The sequence below is a fragment of the Pasteuria penetrans genome, from assembly GCF_900538055.1.
Classification (GTDB): Bacteria; Bacillota; Bacilli; order Thermoactinomycetales; family Thermoactinomycetaceae; genus Pasteuria; species Pasteuria penetrans.
Window position 1 is genome coordinate 471146 of the sequence record NZ_UZAC03000001.1, and the last position, 23393, is coordinate 494538.

The 23393-nt window shown below is 44.7% G+C and carries 20 protein-coding genes; 5 read left to right on the forward strand and 15 right to left on the reverse strand.

Annotated elements, in window-relative coordinates; translation table 11 throughout:
- Positions 1–4: 4 nt before the first annotated feature.
- From mnmE to PPRES148_RS01890, 8 genes are all read right to left on the reverse strand, one after another.
- Positions 5–1411, reverse strand: a complete 1407-nt coding sequence (gene mnmE, locus PPRES148_RS01855) for a tRNA uridine-5-carboxymethylaminomethyl(34) synthesis GTPase MnmE (protein WP_223127912.1) — start codon at positions 1409–1411, stop codon at positions 5–7.
- A 31-nt stretch (positions 1412–1442) separates the two neighbouring features.
- Positions 1443–2342 (reverse strand): YidC/Oxa1 family membrane protein insertase, encoded by a 900-nt coding sequence (locus PPRES148_RS01860; RefSeq protein WP_187820380.1) that lies wholly within the window; start codon positions 2340–2342, stop codon positions 1443–1445.
- Positions 2343–2376: 34 nt separating this feature from the next.
- Positions 2377–3405, reverse strand: a complete 1029-nt coding sequence (locus PPRES148_RS01865; RefSeq protein WP_149452973.1) for a membrane protein insertase YidC — start codon at positions 3403–3405, stop codon at positions 2377–2379.
- Positions 3406–5185: 1780 nt separating this feature from the next.
- The gene (locus tag PPRES148_RS01870; protein ID WP_149452974.1) at positions 5186–5539 is read right to left on the reverse strand and encodes a transposase; all 354 of its coding nucleotides are present in this window, start codon (positions 5537–5539) and stop codon (positions 5186–5188) included.
- A 204-nt stretch (positions 5540–5743) separates the two neighbouring features.
- Positions 5744–5971: a hypothetical protein gene (locus PPRES148_RS01875; protein ID WP_223127913.1), complete on the reverse strand. Its 228-nt coding sequence runs from the start codon at positions 5969–5971 to the stop codon at positions 5744–5746.
- A 1-nt stretch (position 5972) separates the two neighbouring features.
- Complete coding sequence (locus tag PPRES148_RS01880) at positions 5973–6344, reverse strand: hypothetical protein (protein ID WP_149452976.1); 372 nt, start codon at positions 6342–6344, stop codon at positions 5973–5975.
- Between the two features lie 584 nt (positions 6345–6928).
- Positions 6929–7357 (reverse strand): hypothetical protein, encoded by a 429-nt coding sequence (locus PPRES148_RS01885; RefSeq protein ID WP_149452977.1) that lies wholly within the window; start codon positions 7355–7357, stop codon positions 6929–6931.
- A 1031-nt stretch (positions 7358–8388) separates the two neighbouring features.
- On the reverse strand, positions 8389–8604 hold the full coding sequence (locus PPRES148_RS01890; protein ID WP_149452978.1) for a hypothetical protein: 216 nt from the start codon (positions 8602–8604) through the stop codon (positions 8389–8391).
- Positions 8605–9236: 632 nt separating this feature from the next.
- Here PPRES148_RS01890 and PPRES148_RS01895 point away from each other — a divergent pair.
- The 4 genes from PPRES148_RS01895 to PPRES148_RS01910 all read left to right on the forward strand — a co-directional run bounded on the left by PPRES148_RS01895 (position 9237) and on the right by PPRES148_RS01910 (position 13614).
- Positions 9237–9500 (forward strand): hypothetical protein, encoded by a 264-nt coding sequence (locus tag PPRES148_RS01895; RefSeq protein WP_149452979.1) that lies wholly within the window; start codon positions 9237–9239, stop codon positions 9498–9500.
- Between the two features lie 436 nt (positions 9501–9936).
- On the forward strand, positions 9937–10773 hold the full coding sequence (gene def, locus PPRES148_RS01900; protein ID WP_149452980.1) for a peptide deformylase: 837 nt from the start codon (positions 9937–9939) through the stop codon (positions 10771–10773).
- 917 nt (positions 10774–11690) lie between these two features.
- Positions 11691–12467 (forward strand): tRNA (adenine(22)-N(1))-methyltransferase, encoded by a 777-nt coding sequence (locus PPRES148_RS01905; protein WP_187820381.1) that lies wholly within the window; start codon positions 11691–11693, stop codon positions 12465–12467.
- 22 nt (positions 12468–12489) lie between these two features.
- The gene (locus tag PPRES148_RS01910; RefSeq protein WP_187820382.1) at positions 12490–13614 is read left to right on the forward strand and encodes a Nif3-like dinuclear metal center hexameric protein; all 1125 of its coding nucleotides are present in this window, start codon (positions 12490–12492) and stop codon (positions 13612–13614) included.
- A 190-nt stretch (positions 13615–13804) separates the two neighbouring features.
- Here the strand turns inward: PPRES148_RS01910 and PPRES148_RS12185 are convergent, their stop codons facing one another.
- A complete protein-coding gene (locus PPRES148_RS12185; RefSeq protein WP_149452983.1) occupies positions 13805–14509 on the reverse strand; it encodes a CAP domain-containing protein in 705 nt (234 codons plus the stop codon).
- A 2425-nt stretch (positions 14510–16934) separates the two neighbouring features.
- Between PPRES148_RS12185 and PPRES148_RS10505 the strand changes: the two genes are divergently transcribed.
- A complete protein-coding gene (locus PPRES148_RS10505; protein WP_187820386.1) occupies positions 16935–17096 on the forward strand; it encodes a hypothetical protein in 162 nt (53 codons plus the stop codon).
- A 475-nt stretch (positions 17097–17571) separates the two neighbouring features.
- Here the strand turns inward: PPRES148_RS10505 and PPRES148_RS01925 are convergent, their stop codons facing one another.
- The 6 genes from PPRES148_RS01925 to PPRES148_RS13235 all read right to left on the reverse strand — a co-directional run bounded on the left by PPRES148_RS01925 (position 17572) and on the right by PPRES148_RS13235 (position 22953).
- A complete protein-coding gene (locus PPRES148_RS01925) occupies positions 17572–17952 on the reverse strand; it encodes a hypothetical protein (RefSeq protein ID WP_149452985.1) in 381 nt (126 codons plus the stop codon).
- Between the two features lie 327 nt (positions 17953–18279).
- On the reverse strand, positions 18280–18516 hold the full coding sequence (locus PPRES148_RS01930) for a hypothetical protein (protein WP_149452986.1): 237 nt from the start codon (positions 18514–18516) through the stop codon (positions 18280–18282).
- A gap of 1473 nt (positions 18517–19989) precedes the next feature.
- Entirely contained in the window at positions 19990–20508 is a 519-nt protein-coding gene (locus tag PPRES148_RS01935; protein ID WP_149452987.1) for a hypothetical protein, read from the reverse strand.
- A gap of 383 nt (positions 20509–20891) precedes the next feature.
- Positions 20892–21074 (reverse strand): hypothetical protein, encoded by a 183-nt coding sequence (locus tag PPRES148_RS01940; protein WP_149452988.1) that lies wholly within the window; start codon positions 21072–21074, stop codon positions 20892–20894.
- 44 nt (positions 21075–21118) lie between these two features.
- A complete protein-coding gene (locus PPRES148_RS10515) occupies positions 21119–21562 on the reverse strand; it encodes a hypothetical protein (RefSeq protein WP_223127914.1) in 444 nt (147 codons plus the stop codon).
- A 395-nt stretch (positions 21563–21957) separates the two neighbouring features.
- On the reverse strand, positions 21958–22953 hold the full coding sequence (locus PPRES148_RS13235; protein ID WP_149452989.1) for a CPBP family intramembrane glutamic endopeptidase: 996 nt from the start codon (positions 22951–22953) through the stop codon (positions 21958–21960).
- Positions 22954–23393 lie beyond the last annotated feature (440 nt).

Sequence of the window (23393 nt, forward strand, 5' to 3'; positions counted from 1 at the left end):
TCCTTCATTTTCCTAAGCAAAAACGGGAAAAAATGGAATCCAATAAGTCCTCCTGCACAGTAGAACCCACTGCCTCACCCAAACATTCCCAGCAGTTTCTAATATCTGCCTCGGCTAGATCAATCGGCATACCGGATCGTAATGCCTCCGCCGCTGTCCCCAATGCTTTTTGGGCGCATCGTAAGGCCTCAGATTGACGTAAATTGCATAGATGGAGTGCAGTAGTCTTATCGGACATTGTAACCGCATCAGGAAAACCTTTCCGGACCAATGCCCCCTTGAGTTCAGATAATCCTATTTGCTGTTGGACGGAGCAAGAAATCCACTCACTCTCCCCGGGGAGGAATTCGCGCAGGGTGGACCGATCGATTTTCTGTGGCAAATCAATTTTGTTGACAATAATGAATTCGGGTTGTTGATCCATGTCCATCAACCAACGCTGCTCCTCCTCTTGAAGGGGCTGGGAACCATCGACCACCCAAACCACTACATCAGCCTGCCGACGCGCACGCTGTGCTCTTTCTACCCCCATTTGTTCCACTCGGTCCACGGCGTCACGCAATCCCGCTGTATCTACCAACAGGAAGGGAAAACCATCAATCGTAACCTCTACTTCAATCAAATCCCTTGTTGTACCAGCAATATCCGTTACAATGGCTTTCTCGGTACCCGCCAGGGCATTGAGGAGTGAAGATTTTCCTACATTGGGTCGCCCTATGATTACCACCCGGATTCCCGCTTGCAATCGTTCCCCCTGGTGGGCGCTTTCCAACAAATCTGCGATTGTTTTCTCCATGATTATGAGCTGCGAGAGGGCGTCCTTTGCAACCACCTGATCGGTATCATACTCTGGGTAATCGATAGTTACTGCAATATGGGCCAATAACGTCAACAAAGAATCACGCAATTCATTCACAGCCCCGGAAAAATGCCCCCTGTGTTGGGCCAATGCCGCCTGAGCTATTTTTTCCGTACGTGCATGAATCAGATCCATTAGGGCCTCTGCCTGTGCCAAATCAATTCGACCGTGGAAGAAGGCGCGTTTTGTAAATTCACCAGGTTCCGCCAAACGGGCCCCCGCGGCTAAGAGAGCTTCTAAAACCATCTTAACCAGTACAGAACCCCCGTGACAACCAATCTCTACTACATCCTCGCACGTGAAGGTGCGAGGGGCACGCATAACACTCACTAATACCTCATCAATACAGATACCGGTCACGGGATGATGTAAAAAGCCGTGATGGATGGTGTGGGAGGGAACCTCTAATAGGGAATGAGCTGTTCCCTTTGTTACCTTAGCTGCAATCCCGATGGATTCTGAACCACTCAAACGCAAAACAGCCACACTACCTTCCCCAGGTGGAGTGGCCACGGCCGCGATGGTATCCATGAAAGGGGCATCGTTTGTCAAACAGATACACCTCCCTTTTATGCAAAAAACTCTACAAAACGTCCCGTGGGACATCCTTACTTGGGGAACCATTCCCCTTATGCCCCGATTCCGATTGCCCATCTTCCCTACCCGAATCTGATCTTTTCTGTTGTAAACGCATGGGACGCGCATACAAAATGAAAAAAGCCAATGATTGGAAAAAGAAAGCTATATTGGCAGCAATTAGATAGAGGTTGGCAGCCACGGGCATAATGGCGGCCACAATCAGGGTGCTAACCGTAAAGGAAAATAACATCATCCTCCAGGGAAGATGTGATTTTTGTGAGATCATTTGAGTTCCCCGGATAACCAATCCCATAACCTGTACACCTAACACGGCGAGCGCTGAGAGGAGGGGAAACAACCAGTAGGGACCTAACTCCCCTAAGGTAAAATGAAGGAATCTCTCTTCCCTCAAGGGAATGTAATGAAGGATAGCCCGGAATAACCCAAAAAAAAGGGGGGCTTGCATCATGATCGGAAGACAACCCACCTGGGAAAGAGAACCAACACCTCGCTGCTCATAGAAATTACGCATTGCCCTGTGCAACTGCACAGGGTCATCCTTGTATCTTTTCTGCAGGTCCTGAATCTCCAGGCGCAAACCCTGAATCATAATTTGTATCTTATTCTGGCGCCAGATGAGGGGGGAAACCAGGAGCTGAACCGTCACAGGGATAAACAAAATGGCCATTGTATAAGTACCGAGGAGGTACCGTAATCCATCCAACAATTGAATCATGGGTACTGTTAGCCAGTGATCCCACAGATCCAACGTTTGCGATTGGTGGTACACCTGCTCTGAAGTCCATAGTTCCTGGGGATAGGAGGAGGAACTACATCCCGATAAGCTCAATGATAAGTACAACACAAGGGGAAAGAATCCCCTCCTCACATGGACCCATTGCAATCCTGATTGGCCCCCCTTCATCCAATACCGTTTCCTAACGACCCTGCTTCTTTTTCTTTTTCCTTTTCTTTTTCCCCTTTCCGGTACTCTTTTTTTGAGTGGATCCTTCATAGGAATCATTAGGGGATATTGATTCTCCTGTTGCGTCCTTAACACGTGCCTCCGCTTCAATAACTACCTTCCCCTTTTTCTTGGGGCTTGCCTTTTTTGCCTGCGGCTCGCTCCCTCCCGCTAAACGGCGGGGACGTACGTAAAAAAGATAAAACGCGGAGGATTGCAACAAGGCAATCGTATTGGAAGAAAATAAATACAGGCTGGATGCTACGGGGAAACTGACGAAAAACGCGAAGGTAATGAGAGGGCCCATGATCAAGAGAAGCTGGGGAGGAATATTGACTTGACCCATATTCAGTTGTTGCTTTCCCTGGGTCATGAAATTGACAACTTGCCAGAGAAACATCATGGCAGCAGCCAGTGAGGGAGCTAAATAATAGGGATCCTTCTGACCAATATCATCCCAAATGAAAAATCCTTCCCCACGCAGGGGTGTATAGTGGAGGGTTGCCTGGTACAATGAAACGAAAATTGGAGTCTGCAACAGCATCGGAAGGCATCCCATGGAGGCGAACTGACTCGTGCCATGCATGGTATAGAGGTCACGTATAGCTCCGTGTGCTCGAAGGGGATCACTTTTATATTTTTCACGTAATCTGCGAATCTCTGGATAGAGCTTTTTCATCTTCACCAAAGCTAAATCCTTCTTCCAAACCAAGGGAGCCAGAAGGATTCTCACAGCAGCGGGAACCATGAGAAAAGCCCATGCATAGAGACCCAGATAATCCTTTGCGTAATCTAGAACTTTGATGAAAAAGGGTACTGGGAGGAACCGGGCATACCAAGGGAGCGAAGAGGGGTCGTTGTATACCCTTTCCGGTGTCCATGGATCCTGTTGGTAATCCGGTACTCCACTACAACCACTCGAGGTAAACAGAAAAAGAACGAGGATAATAATAAAAAAGAACATATGCCTTCTTGACCTGAGGACGGAAATGAGATTCCTCAACGTTGACACGCCCCCTCGAACAGGACCTGTCCTAATCTACCCTTCCACTTGGACAGGAACACAGGACCCATTAAACACCTTTCCTCCTCTAGGTTTTGGCTGGGAGAAAACAACACAAAGCAACCCACCCCATCGCCGATTTACAATAGCCCATGAGACCAGGGATTGGTAGCGGACTGCCTTCTTTCCTCCTCCGCAATTCAGGGGGACAAATGGTGGGAAAGGGGTCAAGACTCTCCTATATTGGTATAGGATCATCGCAACAACCATGGTGAGAATCCCCTAGGAATCCATGACCCCCTATATCATTCTGGGAAACAGTCCCCATCTGTAGTTCTTTGATCAACCAGCAAATAAAGGAACGCTTGACGTTTCGGTAGCACCACGAATGGGGAATGCGTACCCCGAAAAAGTACCAGAAAAAACAATCCCCAACGGTAGAACAGTAACCACCTTCACTATTAAGTACAAAACGAAGGGGGAAATATCGATACGTTTTTGCGGAAAGATTATAACAGGGTTTAGGGCGGGGGACAAACTACGTTCACCGAAGACCGAAAAAGGTAACCTTCAGGATGTTGTTGGTACCTGAACACTGCTTATGAAAACGTGGGCCGTCCTTTTCCACCATATGCTCAAAAGAGCATGCGTTAGAAACATGGGTACTATGTCTTCATTAGGGTACGTGTTCTTTATGGAGATCCCGGAGATTGGGGAAACATGGATTATAAAAACAACCCCCCGATTTTTAGGGGGTCAGCAACCCGTTTCGGATCGTTGATGTATACACCGTTGTCCTTCTGAAACGCGGGAGGGCTTTCCAACCCTATGTCCGGGAAAGTCGAACTCGGAGGGCGAGCCAACAACTAGCAGTAAGCGACATTATAACGATTTTGCAATGGAAAGTCAAGGAATAGGAATCTATATCCAAACGGATATAAAATGGGCCCAAAAACATATTCTGCGGGTGGTATAGTGAGGTATCTTCCTATTTTTTTCTAAAGAAATGGATATTTTTCTGATTTAGGAATGGTAACAATTCCTGATGCTCTTAAATTCAAACGTGAACCCCTTTGGTATTGTATAGGTAGGAACGGAATTTCCCTAGATCCCAGTACAGGAAGGGGTTGCCTGAATTCCGACAGACGCGGATTGGGATAACCGCCCTAAGGGGTTTAGGGTCTAAAAGTTATGAGTAAGGTTCCTAAACATTCATGAATCTATCCGAATTTTTAATTTATAATATATTTATTTGCTAAACAAAATAGATGTTTTTTCCTAAACATTACTACCACGGATGCTGCCGCGAAAAAAGGTATCAAACTTATTATAATATTTTTGTATACTAAATGATGTGTTTGATAAATGTTTATATTTTTAATGGGTATAAAACAGTTTGTTTGAGTATTTCCGGCATAAGTGCTTGGGGGTGGAAGGATACCCCTTTCTGGGGGATTGCACCTGAAAATTTAATACGATCGGCTATTTTTTGTTGAAACACCGAAATCACTGTGAGATCATAGGAACCGGTTCCTGTCTTGCTTGCCCCTTTTGCGCACACCAAAGAAACCGACATGAAGTCGAATTTTATTTTTTATTTAAATAGTATTATATATTAAATCCTATGTAGTTATGGGTGATCTTATCCTTCTCTTCCTGATCTTTTTTTGAAGATAACGGACGACCTGGGATCAATGATAAGCAGATCCTTTTGCCATCATGGCCCGTGCCACCCTCATCTTACCACGCACCTTCATTTTGGCGGCCTGAAAACGATTCCTCATAGAAGAACACCCCCCCCCTCCACAGCCGCACAACGATTACCCTTCTCTTTTTCTCTTTGTACTCTGGTTGCTCCATTTTGTCCCGTTGTTCCGCCGTTGAATAGGACTGATCTGTGGTGCGCAGGACCCCCCCTCTTCAGAGGTTTGGCGGCACATTGCTCGGCAAATTTACATCCCCCGCAGGTCCCCTCATGGAAGTGGGCTACCATCTTACCCTTGCCATTTTCTCCGGGTTGGTACGTGGATGAGTCGGGGGTCTTGCCACCAGGACACCGATGGATCTTTCCATCCTTCCCCCTCTTGAACCCACTTACCCTCTTTTTACTGGGATTTTCCTTTCTTCCCAACATATCGGTTGGGTGTATAGATAGTACGTTCTTTAGCCGCCCTCCTTACCTCATGGCAGTTGTACCCCATGGTTGGATATATAGTCAACTCCGAAATCCTTATCGGAATGAAGTGCTCCTTAGGTATTTGCATGGGTGATTATACTCAATCCCTTCTCCCCATCATGGGCCTCGACAAGGTTACCAACATACCCTTCACACAATGGCTCACCCTCGATCTTGGGCGTCTGGATCAAAGGGGCTTTGCAGACTGCCTGATGGCAAGGTGGAACGCACCATGAGTTTTCTTTGCCTTTCCTGTTCAACTCCCTCTGTCTGCTCTCCTATCACCCTTTGCAACAGTATATAGACTGGGGCGGATTGAAACTCCTTGTACTGGTTCCCAAAGTGTTCGAGGGTTAGGCAAATCTCTAGCAGTGTTGCCCTCCGTTTCATCTTATCCGTTAGGTGATCCGCTGGTAGAAGGAGGGAGGGATCCATAAGAACGGGCCTGGGCTCCGTTCACATAGGCTATCCTGCAATCGGGTTGCAAGAAGATCTCCCATTCGGAAGGAAGAGGGAGAGCAAGTTTGGCCATCGTACGGACTGCAATCCTAATCACCAAGAAAATCAACATATTGCGGCTCAATTTCCTGATAAAGCTGTCGATAAGGGTTGAATCCATCCGATAAAAACTGGGGTCTATATCCACGATCCCCATCAAAAATTGGGTGGAGTTGGAGTAGAATTGTTCCTTCACCTTATAGTCTTCGGTTTCCTCATAGACATTGAGGCGATTTCGACTCTCGTATAGTGTTCTTTCGCCCATAAGTGGTCTACATACGAGGATGCATATTTGGTGAAGAACCGGCCAGGGAGGATAAAAACCAATTCTATATCTGAAAGAGGATTCGGATCCACCGTGGATAATAGATGATTCTACAAGTAAGTTTCCCTTTGTTCTATTTCCTCTGTTTCGTAGACATTGGGTATTGTGTTATAATATTGGAGAGCTATCTGTCTTCTAGTCCCCTTATATTTTTTGTCTATGATAAGGAAGATTATACAACAAGAGCAGATGGATTTCCCATTATCTCTTACCATGTTTTTAATCAACAAGATTTAATTATCACGGTTTGGTACATAATAATCTAAGCAAACTGTTTATTATGAAATATCGTGTTGATCTATTTTCTGGGGATGCATTGAATGAAAGAGAAAGTACTATCAAATAACCCACTATATTTATTAAATTTTATTATAGGTAGGGGAGGGAACCAAATTTCGGAAACCAATGCTCTAGGCGGTACTTGTCGGATCGTTCCTTTTTGCGGTAGCACCATAATTGAATTATACATAAAAAATAGGGGGAACAATACCCCTATTTAATTTTTGAAAAATGGTATATAAATGTTATAAACTACTTACAATCTTGATATTGAGATGATTGGTGATCTGTGAGGAGAGGAGATAGTACTGAGAACCTATAATGGTTTGATAGTACTGTACCCCACTTATCATGACAGGGAGAACCTGTAATACATTGGTCTGTAATGTTGAGATTGGGAGGGGAAGCTGTTGGATGTTGTGAACAACTATGGCGTTACTCTGAACCGTTGGAAGGTAGACACTGAAGTTGTTCAATTGATTTATCTTGACATTGGGTGGAAGAACAAATGTCTGGCAACCACTGGACCATCCTCCATAGGTTAGTTGCACAGTTTGGTTGATATTTGCACTTATACTTATTGGTTCTGCCGAAGCCACTGAAGCAGATACGGCGAAGGCTGAAGCCAGGGTACCGAGAGCTGCTATGGAACCTACGACTTTACGATGAGTCATAATTGAAACGTCCTCCTTTAGGATGTATGTCCTATAATAGATTGGGAAAACACTGTCACTTCAATGGCAAAGAGATCTGCCCCACCCTAACTGCCTACTATGATCCGCTTTTTGGTGGCTTAATGTTGCTACTACTTTGGGAATATCTAGATTGGCTATATCCTAGAAATGGACGGATCTCCCGGATCATAGCAGCATTGGATATGATGTGACTAACAACCCAACCCTCAGGGACAATTATACATGAAATGGGTATCATTGTGAACAATTAGAATGTTTATTTGTCTCATCAAATGAAAGATTTATCTGATACTGGGTTATTCCCCCGTTTTTTTAGAGCATGTCCCTACGATTATGGTCTATACTACTTATGAAACTATTTGTATATTGGACAAAATACAAATGGTTTGAAAGATTACCGGTGTTTTTTCCTTGAATTCAGGAACCCCTTACACGGGAGTAAGGATTGGCCTGTGAGGTAGGCCTTGGCTTAATGTTGGACCCTGGGTTGTTATCCCAAGCCCACTTCTCTGGGGTGTGGGTGCAAGGAATAGGGACGGGTTACCGTCACCATTCCAACTAGGTCATTTTTTACCTTCCAATATCTATTCATTAATAAATATTTTTTAAAAATAAATAATTTATCATCAAGATATGGGGCCAAGGGAGGTTGTTTTCGCATCATTGTTCCCTTTGCGCCAGCACTTCTAATGTAAAATTATAGTAATAATGTGTTCTGAATGTGATTTTCAGCAAATTTTTCTCCGACCTAAGGGCATTAATGGCAGTATTCGAACGGGTGTGTGTACATTCTTCAGAGGGAACATCCTCCTGTATTCTCCTAAGAATAATTTTCTTATTAATTTGTATAAACAAAAAATTCGTTCTTGTTCTTCGTTCTCCTATTGTCAATTTTCATTATATACAATATGGTAAATTTCAATTTGTGCACAATTCAATACTATTTATGCTTTCTTCCTGATCCCTTCTTTCCCGCTGTTTTTTGTGATAACGAAGGCAGAAGGGGATCGCTATCCGGTGGGCACAGCCTTGCCATCAAGATTACAACAGGCTCGACTTGTACTACGCTTCCCATTTCCATTGAGGTTTTCCAGGACATTCGTACTCCGATTCGACTTTCGATAGGCAAGGTTGTGCCTGAGATGAATGGTGATATCGTGTAGGTTCTTTCCCGTTACTTTCACCTTTTTCAGAGCCATTGTTGCATAATCACCGCAGATCCCCATGCCAGGTCCCATAGGCTGTCTTCGGATCGGAAGCCAGAACCTTTCTTGTGCAATCTCCTGGCGGCATTCTACGGATTTCTAAAGGGATGATGGGCCCCCGTTGGGCCTATCTGATGCGGGATCATTCATACGAATGGTTGTCCTGAGGCGAGAGTGGGCGCGTTGGTAACGATCATGGGAACCGATGTCATGAGCGAAGATTTTTGAAAACAGGGTCCTAGGTGTCTAACGTTTAAGGGGGGTGCTTGTATCCAACAGTTAAAGAAGCTTCCAGACACCATCCCATCTGCGTCCTATCACTATGAAAGGGCTACTTTTCCCCTTGTCCGCCAATTCCCGGGTAGGTGGCCTTAGTCTGAAGGGCGGGGCACCGGCCCTGTGTAGGGGGCAAAAGATTCCACTTTGTCCGAGCGGGTATCCTATCGGGAAATAAGACGTTGGGAACGGAGGAATCCTCTTGCCGAGGATTTTACTTTGTTTGTCTTTCCAGGGTGCTCAACCATACACCGTTTGTTCGGAAGAAGACGAGTTCTTTCAACAGGGAGGGATCCTAACAGAAGTAGGGATCGGCCCAGGACCGACGGGAAATTGGCGTTCCGTAACTGTGGAATCAGGAGGGTAATAGGATTCCTATGGGTATTCATGGTACGATTTTTTTGTATATTTCCTACGACTTTACAGCGTTATCCATCGTTTCTTTGATTGTTTTTCCGCCCCAGATATTCATCCTTTTCCTAGCTAGCCAACCACGTCCAAGTCTCTGGAATTCCCCTCGTTTTTATCGTACAGGACTAGGTACCCAACGATTTGGACAGCTTTTTCGGTTGATATTTTTGATTTTTGTAATCATGGTAAATGCTCTAGGAGATCGTTCTTCATTTTTTTCCCGCCAATAGGGGTTGATAGAAAAGTACAAGTATCGTGGAGCATGAGTTTACGTCCTCGTTAGAATTTTCGTTCTACCGAGGTATTTTGTCCAATCAATGGCCTCCTTCACCCAAGTACCATGGGGGATGGGGAAACCATGAATCCCAAAATTTGTGCCTATGCCGGAAATTATATATTGATTTTATAAATTTATAATTAATTCTACAGATAGAATCCACTATATATAATAAATTGATATCTGTTGTGGTATGGGTTCCCTAATTAATATTGCATATAATGAATAATATCAATCCGAATATAAATAATTAACTCAAGGATAAATTGAGTTGGTTTTTGGGGATAAAGTTGTTACAATTAGTGCATGCGGACGGATGGATCGATTGTGGGATCAATTTATTCATCACATTTATTTAAACTTTTTAAAAAGAAGGGGGTTTTGCATAGATGGCCATACGCAGCATCTTACTGTATCCCAATTCCGTCCTGAGGGAAATGGCGAGTCCGGTGTTCCATTTCGATGAGAATATCCATAAACTCCTGGACGATATGGTGGAGACAATGTATGGGGCTTCCGGGACCGTACTAACGGCTCCACAGATAGGTATTCTGCAACGTTTGATGGTCATCAATAGTAAAAAGATCAAACCAACATCACAACCCAAATCAGAAACTTCACATTTGGAGATCATCAACCCTCGCCTTATCCAACGTGAGGGGGAGAAATGGAATCCCTCAGAGGGTTCCCTATCGGTCCCAAATCTCTGGGGAAAGGTGCAGCGTTTTGAATACATCACAATCCGAGCCCAAGATCGACGGGGGAAGGAGATTGAAATCCGGGCGGAAGGGCCCCTGGCTTGGTCTATCCAGCATGGGATGGACCATTTGGATGGGGTATTGTTCACGGACCGAATGAGAGAACAATACGAGGATCGAGAACTGGATATACGAAAAAGTGCACGAGAAATGCTCCATCGAGTAGAAGGGTTACTCCCATGGCCTGCTGCATTCTTTCAGCACACTAACGGTACAAGGTGGAAAATATGGGGGGCCAAGACCCGTCCCAATACGACTACTACAGAACCGGGATGCGTGGCTGATGTGGATCATGAGGAGGGAGTCGTCTGGTTAGCGACACCTGATGGCGAGCTTGGATTGTTGGAAATTCAAATCATTAGGGAAAATCAACAAAAAATATCAATCAAAGATTGGTTGAAGGAAAACTATGTCCAAATTGGGGAACCCTGGATTTATGCAAAATCCGCTGCACTACAACCGGTTTAACCGGACGTCGGTCGTGTGAAGGGAGAGAATGGAACAGGGGGTGAAACGGATTAAATCAATTCCGGTATAACCGTTACCCCTCTTGTCTTAAGGAAACCTCGCCAGTAAAGAGGACAAACATCCTTTTTCGGTTTTAGGTTGGATAGTGGATTGAGGTTCTTCTTGTACGATGAATTGGTTGTACCAACCTACCGTATCAGAAAGGAAAACCCCTATTCCCCTACCCATTTCATGAGGAGATGATCAATTCACTCCACGGTTGCCCATCGAAAGTTGGTCCGGCACCCATAACATATATAATTTTATATTATTATGTATTAATTTAATGTGGTTAATGCCATGATGTGCGAGCACAGGGGTAGATAGGCCCCTAAGATCCTTGGGGATGTTCCTAAATTATAACGGAAGGAAACTAAAATTTATACACAATCAAGGTTAATTTATCCTCCTCCTTGCATTATTTTTGTCGTCTATTACTGGATGTGTTGCAAAAACCCGAAAGATGCACAATTCCTATACACAGGGCAGTAAACCTGTTTCCACAGCGGATTCCTCCCACAGGACGGGGGTAGTATAGTCCAGATTCAATAGAAAGGTGGTTCATATTAAAATTGTTGTAATATTGGCTTCAACAGAGTCTCTATTCATTGATGACGTTGGGTGTAAGTAGTAGTGGTGGTAACAGTTACCGTTCCCATCATGTCATTTTTTATCCCTTCATGCTCCATATAAATAAAATTTTTAAAAACAAAAAAATTGTAGGTGGATTATGGAACAGGGGTAATTTTGTTCTTGCGCCAGCGCCATTTGTAAAATATTTTACGATAAGAATTACGAAAACAGTATGCGCTGGATCCCGTACCACCTTACCAATTCATCGAAATCTATGCATCTGGCGACAGGAGGAAGATGGCATTTTGTCGCGACACATATCCAAACGTTTACGGGCCATCGCAGCCCTTGTACCCGAGGGGGACAGGGTAGCTGATATAGGTTGCGATCATGCCCAACTCCTCATCCATCTGGCCCTCACCCACCGGCTACGAATGGGCATAGGGGGGGATATCCACCCGGGACCCCTGGCGCAGGCGCAGCTAAACCTACAAGCACAGCCCATTTCTCTACCGATTTCGTTGCAATTAGGAAATGGATTAAAAGTCCTACAAAATTACATTGTAGATAGTATTGTGATTGCAGGCCTTGGAGGGAAAAAAATCGTTACAATGTTGGAGGAGGGTTCCCATTTTCTCAGGGGTGTCCATACCCTGGTCCTACAACCCAATAATGGCAGTGCAATGGTACGATATTGGTTAGCAAACCACCAATGGTGTTTAGTAGAGGAGGATCTCGTAGAGGAACGGGACTACCTCTATGAGATCATGGTCGCCCGACCCGGGTGGGGGGACCTCCCCTATCGGTCCCATGTAATCGCACGCTCTTTCCTAAGGACCTTTGGACCACTACTATGGAAAAAACGTCATCCTCTGCTCGCAAAACGATGGCAAAGGGAATGGGAACGCTGTGGGCGTGTTCTAGCCTCGCTACAAAATCCATCCCATCCGCATACTCAACACTGGTGGTATTGGAGGGATATCCTAAGGGAGGGGAATAAGATTCTCCATCAACGATGTCGTACCCACAGCGAATACCAACCGCTTCTTCCCCCCTCCCAACGGATACAAACATCATTCTGATATGAGAGGAAGAAACTTTTTTATGAAGGGAAAAGAAGAGGTGGAGGGGAAGGTATTCACACACCTTCTCGATACCCTGGTACCACCCAATTATGCTGAGCCCAAGGATCCTATTGGACTGCAAATTGGAGACCCCAACGCTGGCGTGAAGGGGGTTATATTGACACTGGATTTGAATGAACAGACCCTGCAAGTGGCACGGGAAAGAGGAGCCAACTGGGTCCTTGTTCATCATGCACCCCTATACAGACCCTCCAACTCCGTAACCACGAATCTACCCACAGGACGTTTGATACGCCAATGTTTGACAATGGAAATACAAATTTTTGTGTTGCATACGAATTTGGATGTGGTACCGTGGGGAATCAACGAGGTTCTGGCGCAGCGTTTAGGGTTGCAATCATCCACCCCCCTTCTGTCCCAGGGGCGGCCCCTACATCATAAGTTAGTTGTATATGTGCCCATGGAACACCTCGACACCTTGAAAAGGTCCATTTTTCGCGCTGGCGCTGGTCACATAGGGAATTATAGTCAGTGTTCCTTTTTTATGGAAGGGGAGGGTTCCTTCTTTTCAGAGGAAGGTGCACAACCCGCGGTGGGCACGGTGGGACGACAGGAATTTGTTAGGGAAGCTCGTCTAGAGACACTGGTACCCATGGATGTGTGGCCCAGGGTAAGAGAGGCTATGTTGCAAGCCCATCCCTATGAGGAAGTAGCTTATGATCTTTACCCGTTGAAAAATGTAATGGATAACGTGGGTATGGGAAGGATTGGTCAGTTGGCCCAACCATCCTTTCTGGGGGATTGGGCCAAAGAGGTTGGCCGTGCTTATGAAATCAGCCATGTCCGTTATGTTGGTAATCCCCGCAAAAGAGTGCAAAGGGTTGCACTACTTGGGGGCTCTGGAGGTAAGTTTTGGCCAGAAGCATTACGCCAGGGGGCGGATGTTTATCTTACCGGAGATCTGGATCATCATACCGTACTGGACGCACAGGCAGCAGGTCTCTGTCTTGTGGATCCTGGTCACTGTGTAGAAGGGTTAGGATTATCAGCCTTGGAGGAAAGACTCCAAAAAGTCTTCCCCCAACTACCGTTTTATACTCTTATAACACCCAACCCATTCCAAATCGCACTCACACCCTCATAGAAAAACATAGTGGTTGGAGGGAAATGGATAGAAAAATGGACGCTCAGTAGAACAATGAGGAGGATATAGGGAACAGAAGGAAATATAATGGGGAAAATTAGATAGGGGACTGCTAAGGTTTCCATCACCGCTGGCGGGTGTGACCCTCCTGGACTATATTCCCTTCTATCCTATGACGATTAGTGGGAAATCAACGGAATTGAAATAACATTTGCGACCAATAGAACACATCGCTCCCTTGGTATGATCCCCGAGCAAACCCGATACTCATATGACTGTGTTCTACGTGTAGTAGGCTCTTTTTGCTATCCTCGTTCTGTATCCAAGAGGCAGTAACCTGTTCTGCATGGGCATCCCTAGCGCTTACCAACAAGAGTTCATCAACCCGCTTGAAAACAATTTGTAAATCAATAAGCATATCAAAACTGTTTCTCTCAACTACAGAACCATCGGTGAGAGGAATGGACCAGTGGTGATGAAAGTATTGATTTTCTGCCATGTGGAGGGTCTTACAGCGTGCTACGTGTTGCCCTTTATTATGGAGGATAAGTGAACCGAGGCCATTTTGCTGTCTAAATTCATTAATTTTATGGAATACCCCATTTTCCAACAGTATATCTTCAGCAATCTTAGGTTCCTGATTCCCAACACAAATGCGCGAGTAGGAGGCTCCAGGTTGCGTGTTGAACATTATGGTTTGATGGGGATCTGGAACGAAGGCTACCAACGACGAGACCGTTCTGCCATCCCTTACGGGACCAAGATGATAGCGCCTGACAGCCCCTTGATGACTTCTTTGTGGAAGGGGGGTGTGAAAGAAAGAGGTTATGCCCTGATTACAACATGGAGCACGGGAGGGGCGTACACGGCTGGGATGGTTGTATCCTTGTTGCATTGGATCATAACTCCTTAGTGGATTTTTGATACTAGTGGTGGCCGCCGTCCCCGGTTTGTTATCATATGATATCCCATGGATGTGAGGATGGGTATTCAGGGGTTCCCTCATTTCAAAGGGCGGGGGGTGCCAAGTATTCATTATTTTTCATATAATTTTTTTATGAGGTTGCATCCCAAATTTGGTGTCAGGGCCCCGCGGGGGCCCTTTTTTATCCTCCCCGCGTCATCTAATGACCCGTCTCTGAATCTATTTTTATTAACTATTTCAATCTAATATATAATAAAATCTAAATTGACTCTAATTACCATCCATTTTATATAAAAATATTTATTAATAAATATATAAACCGGGGCTTTCTAAACGATGTCGAAAATGGGTACCGCAGGGCAGTCGTCCTATATAATTTCAAAATATTTACACAATACCCACACGTGGTTGAAGGGCACCCCGAAAAAATAGCTCCTCCCCAATCGATGGAATAACTATTACTAGCACACTACTTAACCAATCAACCGATGGGCGAACAAATTGGCTAGATGAATATGGAATATATAAAAATTTATATGTTAATGAATTAAAGAGAATGTAAACCGTCTCAAGAACACAAGTCCACAAAAGGCCCATTATTGTGGGTTCGTTATTTATTCCCAGCTGGACTAATATCTCCCGCCAGTTACGGGAAACACCCCAACCTACAGCAAGTATAGTCAACAATACCTCTTTACATCCTAGAATAAATAAAAATATATGATTTGTTATCCTATCCCAATAGTCATACATGGTGACTGGCTGAAAATATCTAAAATATATAGAATAAGTTACACAAGAAAGCATCCACCATACCGTTATATAATGAATGTGTCGTTGGGGATCCAAGTGCAATTTAGACATTATATACGACCGGAACGTAGGCCATACAAAAAATATACCCAATAATAAGTAAATAACAATACTACTAAAAAAGAAAAGTTGATCTAATATTGACGAATGGAAAGGTTGTTCGGACAGGGATCCTCCTCTTGTAAAAGCGGGTACAAGATAGTATAAATGGTACACCATCCAAATCATATATAAAATCACTAGGAAAACATCCATCATCGCCTTGCGATGTAACCAGAAGAACTTTTGAGGAAAATCCTTCCTAAACATTATCTCCCTCTGGAGATAAACACGATCAGATCTCACAACAAAAAAAACCAGCAACACCTGAAGCAATGCTCTGCCTAAAAAACCGTTGTAACATATTGCAACATTATCAACCTCCCTTTATAAAAAATAAATGTTTTTAATTTAATAATAAGGATGCGAGAAGGCCTCCGTGAACAGAGTCGGATCAACTCATAGTAGTGGAGAACCCCTTGTAATGGGGGTGGAGCGAAGGGGTTGAATGGTCTGCCTGGACCAGCCAACGTACAATCCGAAGCAAAGAGATGATCGTGGGTTAGACCCGATGGGTCTAACTGGATGTACAATCTGAGACAAGGAGGTGATCGCAGTTGGACCAGGCAACATCGGATCGAAATCCGGATAGAACACAGCAGAGGAAGGTACGAAGAACGTGACACCAGACTGGGGTTCTGAATGGGCAAAATCCTATATGGGGTGTCGGGTCAAAAGCATGGACGGCACGGGTTGGCCATTTAGGTACCCCCTACCCTACTTCGGTTGCATCCCAAATTTTGGATGCAACCGAATGAACCTGTTTCTTCATAGTTCCGTTACTATTATATATACCAGATATAGAGTAAATAAAATGCAGGAGGATACGATAGGGAGAACCCAATCCCATAATAAAGCATCCTTCTGCACCCTCCTTTTTTCAGAGGGAGACAAGGCAGGGGCGGAGGGAGACAGTTCGCCGAAATTTCCGTACCAACAACTAGCTTCTAATAGGAATCCACAAAAAGTCTTTTGGGACGTTGCTCTACGTTGCCCTAGACAGAGATGGATCCAGTTCGGGGAAAGGCATGTGTGAACAAGGACAAGGATGCCAATAGAAACTCTTTGTATTTCTTTTTCCCACCCGTTTCCATAGGTATGAAAGATATATAGGGCTATAGTGTACCATATCAATAACTGAAATATCCTCCCATACAAAAAATGCAGGTCGATGGATCCCGCCTCGGAACACCATCGGCACTCCCGCCTAATTTGCCATCGGAAGGATATGCACCAACCAACAACCCCTGCCAATAGGATCCAAAGAGCACCCCTCTGCGGTTCCATACAAACGAACACGAGGGTGGAAGCAATCATCCCCAGGGGACCAACAAAATGAGGGATATACCACCTCCATTTTGAGAAACCTTGCACCTGGTATAAGCGGAGACATGTTTGCCTGTAAGCTTGCATTTCCAGAAGCTTTCTGTAGGAATCGTACCATTGATGTTCTAGCTCCTGTTGTCGGGGAAAGAAGTTTACATTGAAGGAAATCCAAAACGAAAATATGGCCAATGTCAATGTAAAAATGGTCGAAAAATGGAAAAAACCACCATACATACTGATGGGCAATATCATGAGAACATGGGATGCTAAACCAACCATGAAGGAAAAAGGGATCATCAGCCGTTTGGAGTTAGAGTGAGGGGTTTGGCTACCCTGTATGGGTGTTTCCATGGTGAGTGAGTTTTACCTCCTGTTCCTAATACCGCTAGGGTAATTGTGGGGCTAACGCACTCCACAGCAATGCCCACGATCCTTCTTTGACCGAGAGATGAGCCTTATGATCATCACCGATCCGATTGGATTAAGATCCCCGGCCCAGGTAGTTTTGGAGTAACAAGGGATCAAGGGGCGGACGCTCCCCTGGAGCATGGTCCCACGACCCCAAACTATACCCACATATAGCATCACAAATAGCACCAAACAACCCTCCCCCACACAATATAGCTACCAGGCACAGGGAGAAGATCCAGCCAACTTCCCCTATGATAGCTATTAACGGTCAAAAGGAAAGAGCCCTGGAGAAAATGGGATGTTCCGCAGGAAAATCTCACCACCCTTGAGCCAAGTTCCCGGTTGAGATCCTTCGATTCGAAGACTTTCAGGGCCACAATATATCAAAGGATTAGGTATCCTATTATGATGCCCAGCACTGCACCAATGATAGCACCGACAGTGGCGCTCGCAAGAAGTCCTTTTATACTACGGTCGCTAGATGAAAACACCGTGAAGGCACAAAACATAGTACTTGCTAACACCCAGTCCTTATAATTATCAGATATAGGGAATAGATCCGGCCACAATATATCAAGAATCAAGCATCTCACAACGATACGCACAGCTACGCTGAAGGCTGCACCAAGAACAACTCCTATAAGGACACCCCTGATACCCTTACGGGCAAGAACTACAGCACCCACTAGGGCACCAATTACAATGCATAACGACAAATCTTCCTTGCAACCATTGGATACGGAAAATCGATCCAGCCAATTCATTTCTGATCCATCCTCATCCCGTGGGTGGTGGGAATAGGGCCGTTTATGACAATCCCTTACGATGGAGTTGAGCCGGGCTATAGTCCGAATGCCAACGATGAATGTGGGAAAACCAATACACGGAGGCCAGGGGTGCCATTGTAGGAAGTAGGGAATATCCTATCCAACACAATGATAAACCACAACCCTCTTAGAGGTAAGAAAGGAAAACAATGACAAACATCCAGTAGTGAGAGCCATCCCCGTGAATTTCCCAAAGTCCAAGGAAATAGGGGGGCTCTCTAGGCCCATGGTCATTAATTAGGTACCAATGACCCCACCGAGGAGCTAATTAAAAAATATTGGGACAAATAATGGATGCGACCACAATATATCAAAAATCAAGCATCTCACCACAATGAGCGCAGCTGCGCCGGTGGCAGCTCCCACCAGGGTACCCACGAGGGTTCTCCTACTACCATCACTACGACCGAGAAATATAGCCCCTACTAGAACGCCAACTATAATATCTAATAGCAACCCCTTCTTGCAAACACTGGATATAGGGAATCGATCCAACCTCATTCATTTCTAATCCATCCTCATCTGTAGGGGAGGATACAACCCATCTCTGACGCCCCTTTGTGGTCAGGTCAGCCTTGATCTGAAGGCTAACGAAAAATGTGAAGAAAACGAAAAATGTGAAGAAAACGAAAAATGTGGAGGAGAGGAAACCAACACAAAGTCGAGAGATGTCATTCTGAAAGGTACGTCGAGTAGACCCGGCATTTCAGCCGAGTCTCTCACAGAACCGGACTTGATACTCTCGCATCATCCGGCTCTCCTCATCCCATCCCAATCTTCAGACCCCTTAGGTCTTACTTCGATTATGGGGATGTTGTTCCGAGGTTCCAGTGATCTCCTCCAGTGGATCTACCACTAAAGTTCTCATCTAACTGTCCTCCGCAGGATGAGTTAGCCCCTTCGCTCCACTTCCATTACAGAAGCTTCCTCACTACTATGAGCTGATCCGACTTCGTGCACGGAACCTCGGTTTGTCCTCGGCCCTTTATACATCTGGCGACAGCCAGACGCCGTACGACGACTCTCAAGTTCCGATCAAGAGCCTAAATCGGGTTCATCCCGCCTGAACACCGTATGCCACCGGGGCAGTAGATAGGTCGTCCTCCACGGTTCATCCCGACGTTGGTTGCCCACCCCGGTTTTGACATGGACTATGCCTTTCGATGCGTCTTCGAACGGTTCGCTTTCGCTGATCTTCCCGATTCACACCGGACAGGGTCATGCCCTGCCTTTTCCTAGATCGCTCATTACCAGGGCACTTTAACCCCAGCAGCACTAGGCGGTTTGTAACCTGCTACCTACCAGCCGGTTACGAAGGGCCGAGCAACCTTCATCTCTTGAACGACTTCTTGACACACACAACTCAGCATAGGGATAGACCACAACCTTCCCTGGGGTAGAGAAGGGAGGACTAATAACAAATATCCAGAAGGAAATAGTAGAGGGGAAACCAGCTAGACCCATTGGGTGAAAGATTGGGGCTGGAGAGGCCCAAGACGGATTTTAAGAACCCTCCTGTATATGATCCGAATGCCCCGAAACCCTTCCCCATTGTCTTAAACACTCAACCCATCGTTACTTTAATTGTATATAGCAAGGATGAATCCCTGAATAGCGGTTTTCACTATGCAAAGAGCTGGCTCTTGAATTTCGTAGATGTGGTTCAGTATTCCTTGGAGATTGGGCCTTTCTTTAAAGGGTACAAACCCTTGATTCACATACATGAGAGATTACGTGCCGGATTTATCCCTCCCTCATTTCATAACCCCATAATGATCAGACAAATGTTTTCATCCACAAATCCACAACAATAACCCGCCCCAGGGAGAGTCTCTGGATGTGTGCAAGCATTATTATAACCACCATTTCAATTTTTTCCCTATACAGACGACACCCGACCCAGCAGCAATTGAAGGACCCACCACGGGAATGAGCCGCACAGCGCTCTTAAGCGCTACTTTACGGACGACCTTCTTAAAGACCCCCTATCTTTACGATATTTCTTCGATGAATCGACGAATCGACTAGGGCGCCAACGCCCCCAAGACCAGCCGCTGCTATCCCACAATCCACTGTATCCCCCCAGGTCCAGTCCCTCTTAGTTCGCCTTGGGGATATATCCATCCCCCCCTCGGCATAAGCGGACATAGCATAGAGGCTACCCACATCATTTTTGTTATACTTGATGAAAAAAGCCACCGGAGGAAAAAGTGACTCATCAACCTGTGAAACCAAGGTACCCACCTCCCGCCCACTTGCCTTATCCACAATCATATGCCGCATAAGATAGGCAGACAGGGGGGAATCCTTCAAATTATTCTGTATTTCCTTGGAAGTATCTGTTGTTGGAACCAGTTTAGACAATCGGGCACTTTGGATATCCACTCTCATATCTTTTTCGCGCAATTTTTCCGATAATTCCTCCTTGAGTGGTTGTTTCATGTGTTCCCTTATAGGTTCAGACACATCACTGGAAAGTTCTTGCTCTGTCACTTCGATCTCCCTTAATCTTGATTCAGGATCTATTCATTCAGAGGATAGTATGTCATGCGTTAGGTTTTCTGATGAAATATGTTGCTCCCCACTGGGGGGCTTTTGAACTGAATTAGCTGTTGAAATCAAGGGGGTGCTAAACAAAGAAACAACAGACACAATCATAAGCTTTTTCATACAGGACGTTTTCAAAAAAGCATCTCCAATCTATATGTTCAGTGATTTTCGATCATTCAAACAGATTCCCATATCGACATTGTATTAACACCCACAATATGGGAGCAATAACGGATACCCTAGAGTCTATTGCCAATCGTCCATCCTAGGGAATCAGGTATTCCTGTGAGGATTCGGGAAACCCGGGATCCCCACCTAACCCATTCTTACAATCCAGAATTAGGAAAAAAAGCCCAAGGATATTTTGGGTCCGAAGTTTGGCCAGCTCTTGAATCCTGATCATGGATGGTTGTGAAATACCTCTGTCCCTTACGGGTTGATACATCATCCATACCAATACGTATAGGCCCATTCCGTGATTCTGCATCCTCTAGGGCCCGATCCTCCAATTCCCTTTTCCTATTAGGCAAATGTATTTGAAAGTAATGCTTGGTCAGAGCACCGTCCCTTGGCACACAATAATGGTCCGCAGCTTGGGCTGCTTACGGTACTTACATTTCCACCGTTGCGGTTCCAGTTTTGACTCCTGAATCCATGAGTCGCATTTTGGGTGAAGAAAGGTTCGGAAGCTACCAAAACCTATTTTGACTAACTTTTGCCCTTTTTCTCGGGATTTTTTACAGGAACACTGGGTTTCGGGTGAGGGTTTTTCGACCACTGATTTAAGTACAGATCGGATGGTTCTCATATCCTCATACTCGGATTCTATTTCCTCTAGGCTTATCAGTTCCACTTCATTGGTTAGAGGGGGGCACGGTACATATAGGATCCATTTTCTTATCTTCTTTGGTGGATCATGGATGTCCCTCCTACAGAAACATTTAGCATATCCATAGTAGGGTATTCTCATAAAAATTTCAACGTGGTGTCTACACATTATTCATTTTTCCCGAAAAGTACAATGAAAACTCCAGATCCATATTCAGAATGGAACATATTCAATTTTAAATTCATTTATACTGAGCAAAACATTGCAGTATGGGTATGCTGATTCAATTCTTTCCGTTGTCTTTTTTATTATGAACCATAAAAAATAGGACCATCCTAGGTCCTCCTGGTTCCGTAACCATTAAAGTACGGAGACCCGTTAAAAAATACCTCCAGGGGGGCATTTTAGTGAGCAAGGATAAGGAACCTAAAATTACCTTTTTTGGGGGGCGATACCAAATTTGGGATGCAACCGAAAAATTGGTCCTGAAAATCCTCCTCGAAAACCTTATCCATAAATTCACACCCACAAAAAGATAATGATAGAAGGTTGTTCGCATCCCACTACACAGATAGCCAATTATTGTACATATGTAATCCTATAGATAACCATATTGAATAACGAGAAGCCAACCATCCATATATCAGGGAAACCAAAAAAATACTAAGAGTCCCAAACCAATTATACTGAAAATGTATTATAGTAAACAAAATGCTAGTGATCCAAATACCCACACGTGGTTGAAGGGCACCCCGAAAAAATAGCTCCTCCCCAATCGCTGGAATAACCATTATTAGCACGCTACTCAACCAATCAATCGATGGGCGAACAAATTGGCCAGATGAATATGAAATATATAAAAATTTATATATTAATAAATTAAAAAGAATGTAAACCGTCCCAAGAACACAAGTCCACAAAAAGCCCATTATTGTGGGTTTGTTATTCATTCCCAGCCGGGCTAATACCTTCCGCCAGTTGCGAGAAACACCCCAACCTACAGCAAGTACAGTCAACAGCACCTCTTTACACCCTAGAATAAATGAAAATATATGATTTGTTATTCGATCCCAATGGTCATACATAGTAACTGGCTGAAAATATCTAAAATATATAGAATAAGTTACACAGGAAAGCATCCACCATACCATTATACAATGAACGTATCGTTGGGGATCCAGGTGTAATTTAGACATTATATATGATCGGAACGTAGACCACATAAAAAATATACCCAATAATAAGTAAATAACAATACTACTAAAAAAGAAAAGTTGATCTAATATCGGCGAATGGGAAGGTCGTTCGGACAGAGATCCTCCTCCTATAAAAGCAGGTACAAGATAGTATAAATGGTACACCATCCAAATCATATATAAAATCATTAGGAAAACATCCATTATCGCCTTGCGATGCAACCAGAAGAATTTCTGAGGAAAATCCCTCCTAAACATTATATCCCTCTGAAGATAAACACGATCAAATCTCACAACAAAAAAAACCAGCAACACCTGAAGCAATGCTCTCCCTAAAAAAACCGTTGTAACATATTGCAACATTATCAACCTCCCTTTATAAAAAATAAATATTTTTAATTTAATAACAGAGATGCGAGGTCGGGTAGATCCGGTATTTCAACCGAGACCCTCACAGAACCGAACACTCTCGCGGGGCTCTGTAGGGAGCGAGGGTTCCACGCATCCAGGCGGCTGTCACATTGGAAAATAAAACGTTGGGAAAGGGTTGAACGGGGAATCTTTTTGCCGAATATCCACTCCGTTTGTCCTGCCAGGACCTCCCAACGATACACCGTCTGTTCGAAAGGAAACGAGCTCTTTTAACAGGGAGGGGTCATAACGAAAGTAGGGATCTGCTAGCCACGGACTGAAAATTGCCGTTTCGTAACCGTGGAATTAGATGGGTAATAGGACTCTTATGGGTATATAAGGTGCCCGCTTTCGATAGCCATTTCTGATGATTTTGCGGCGTTCCTGTCATC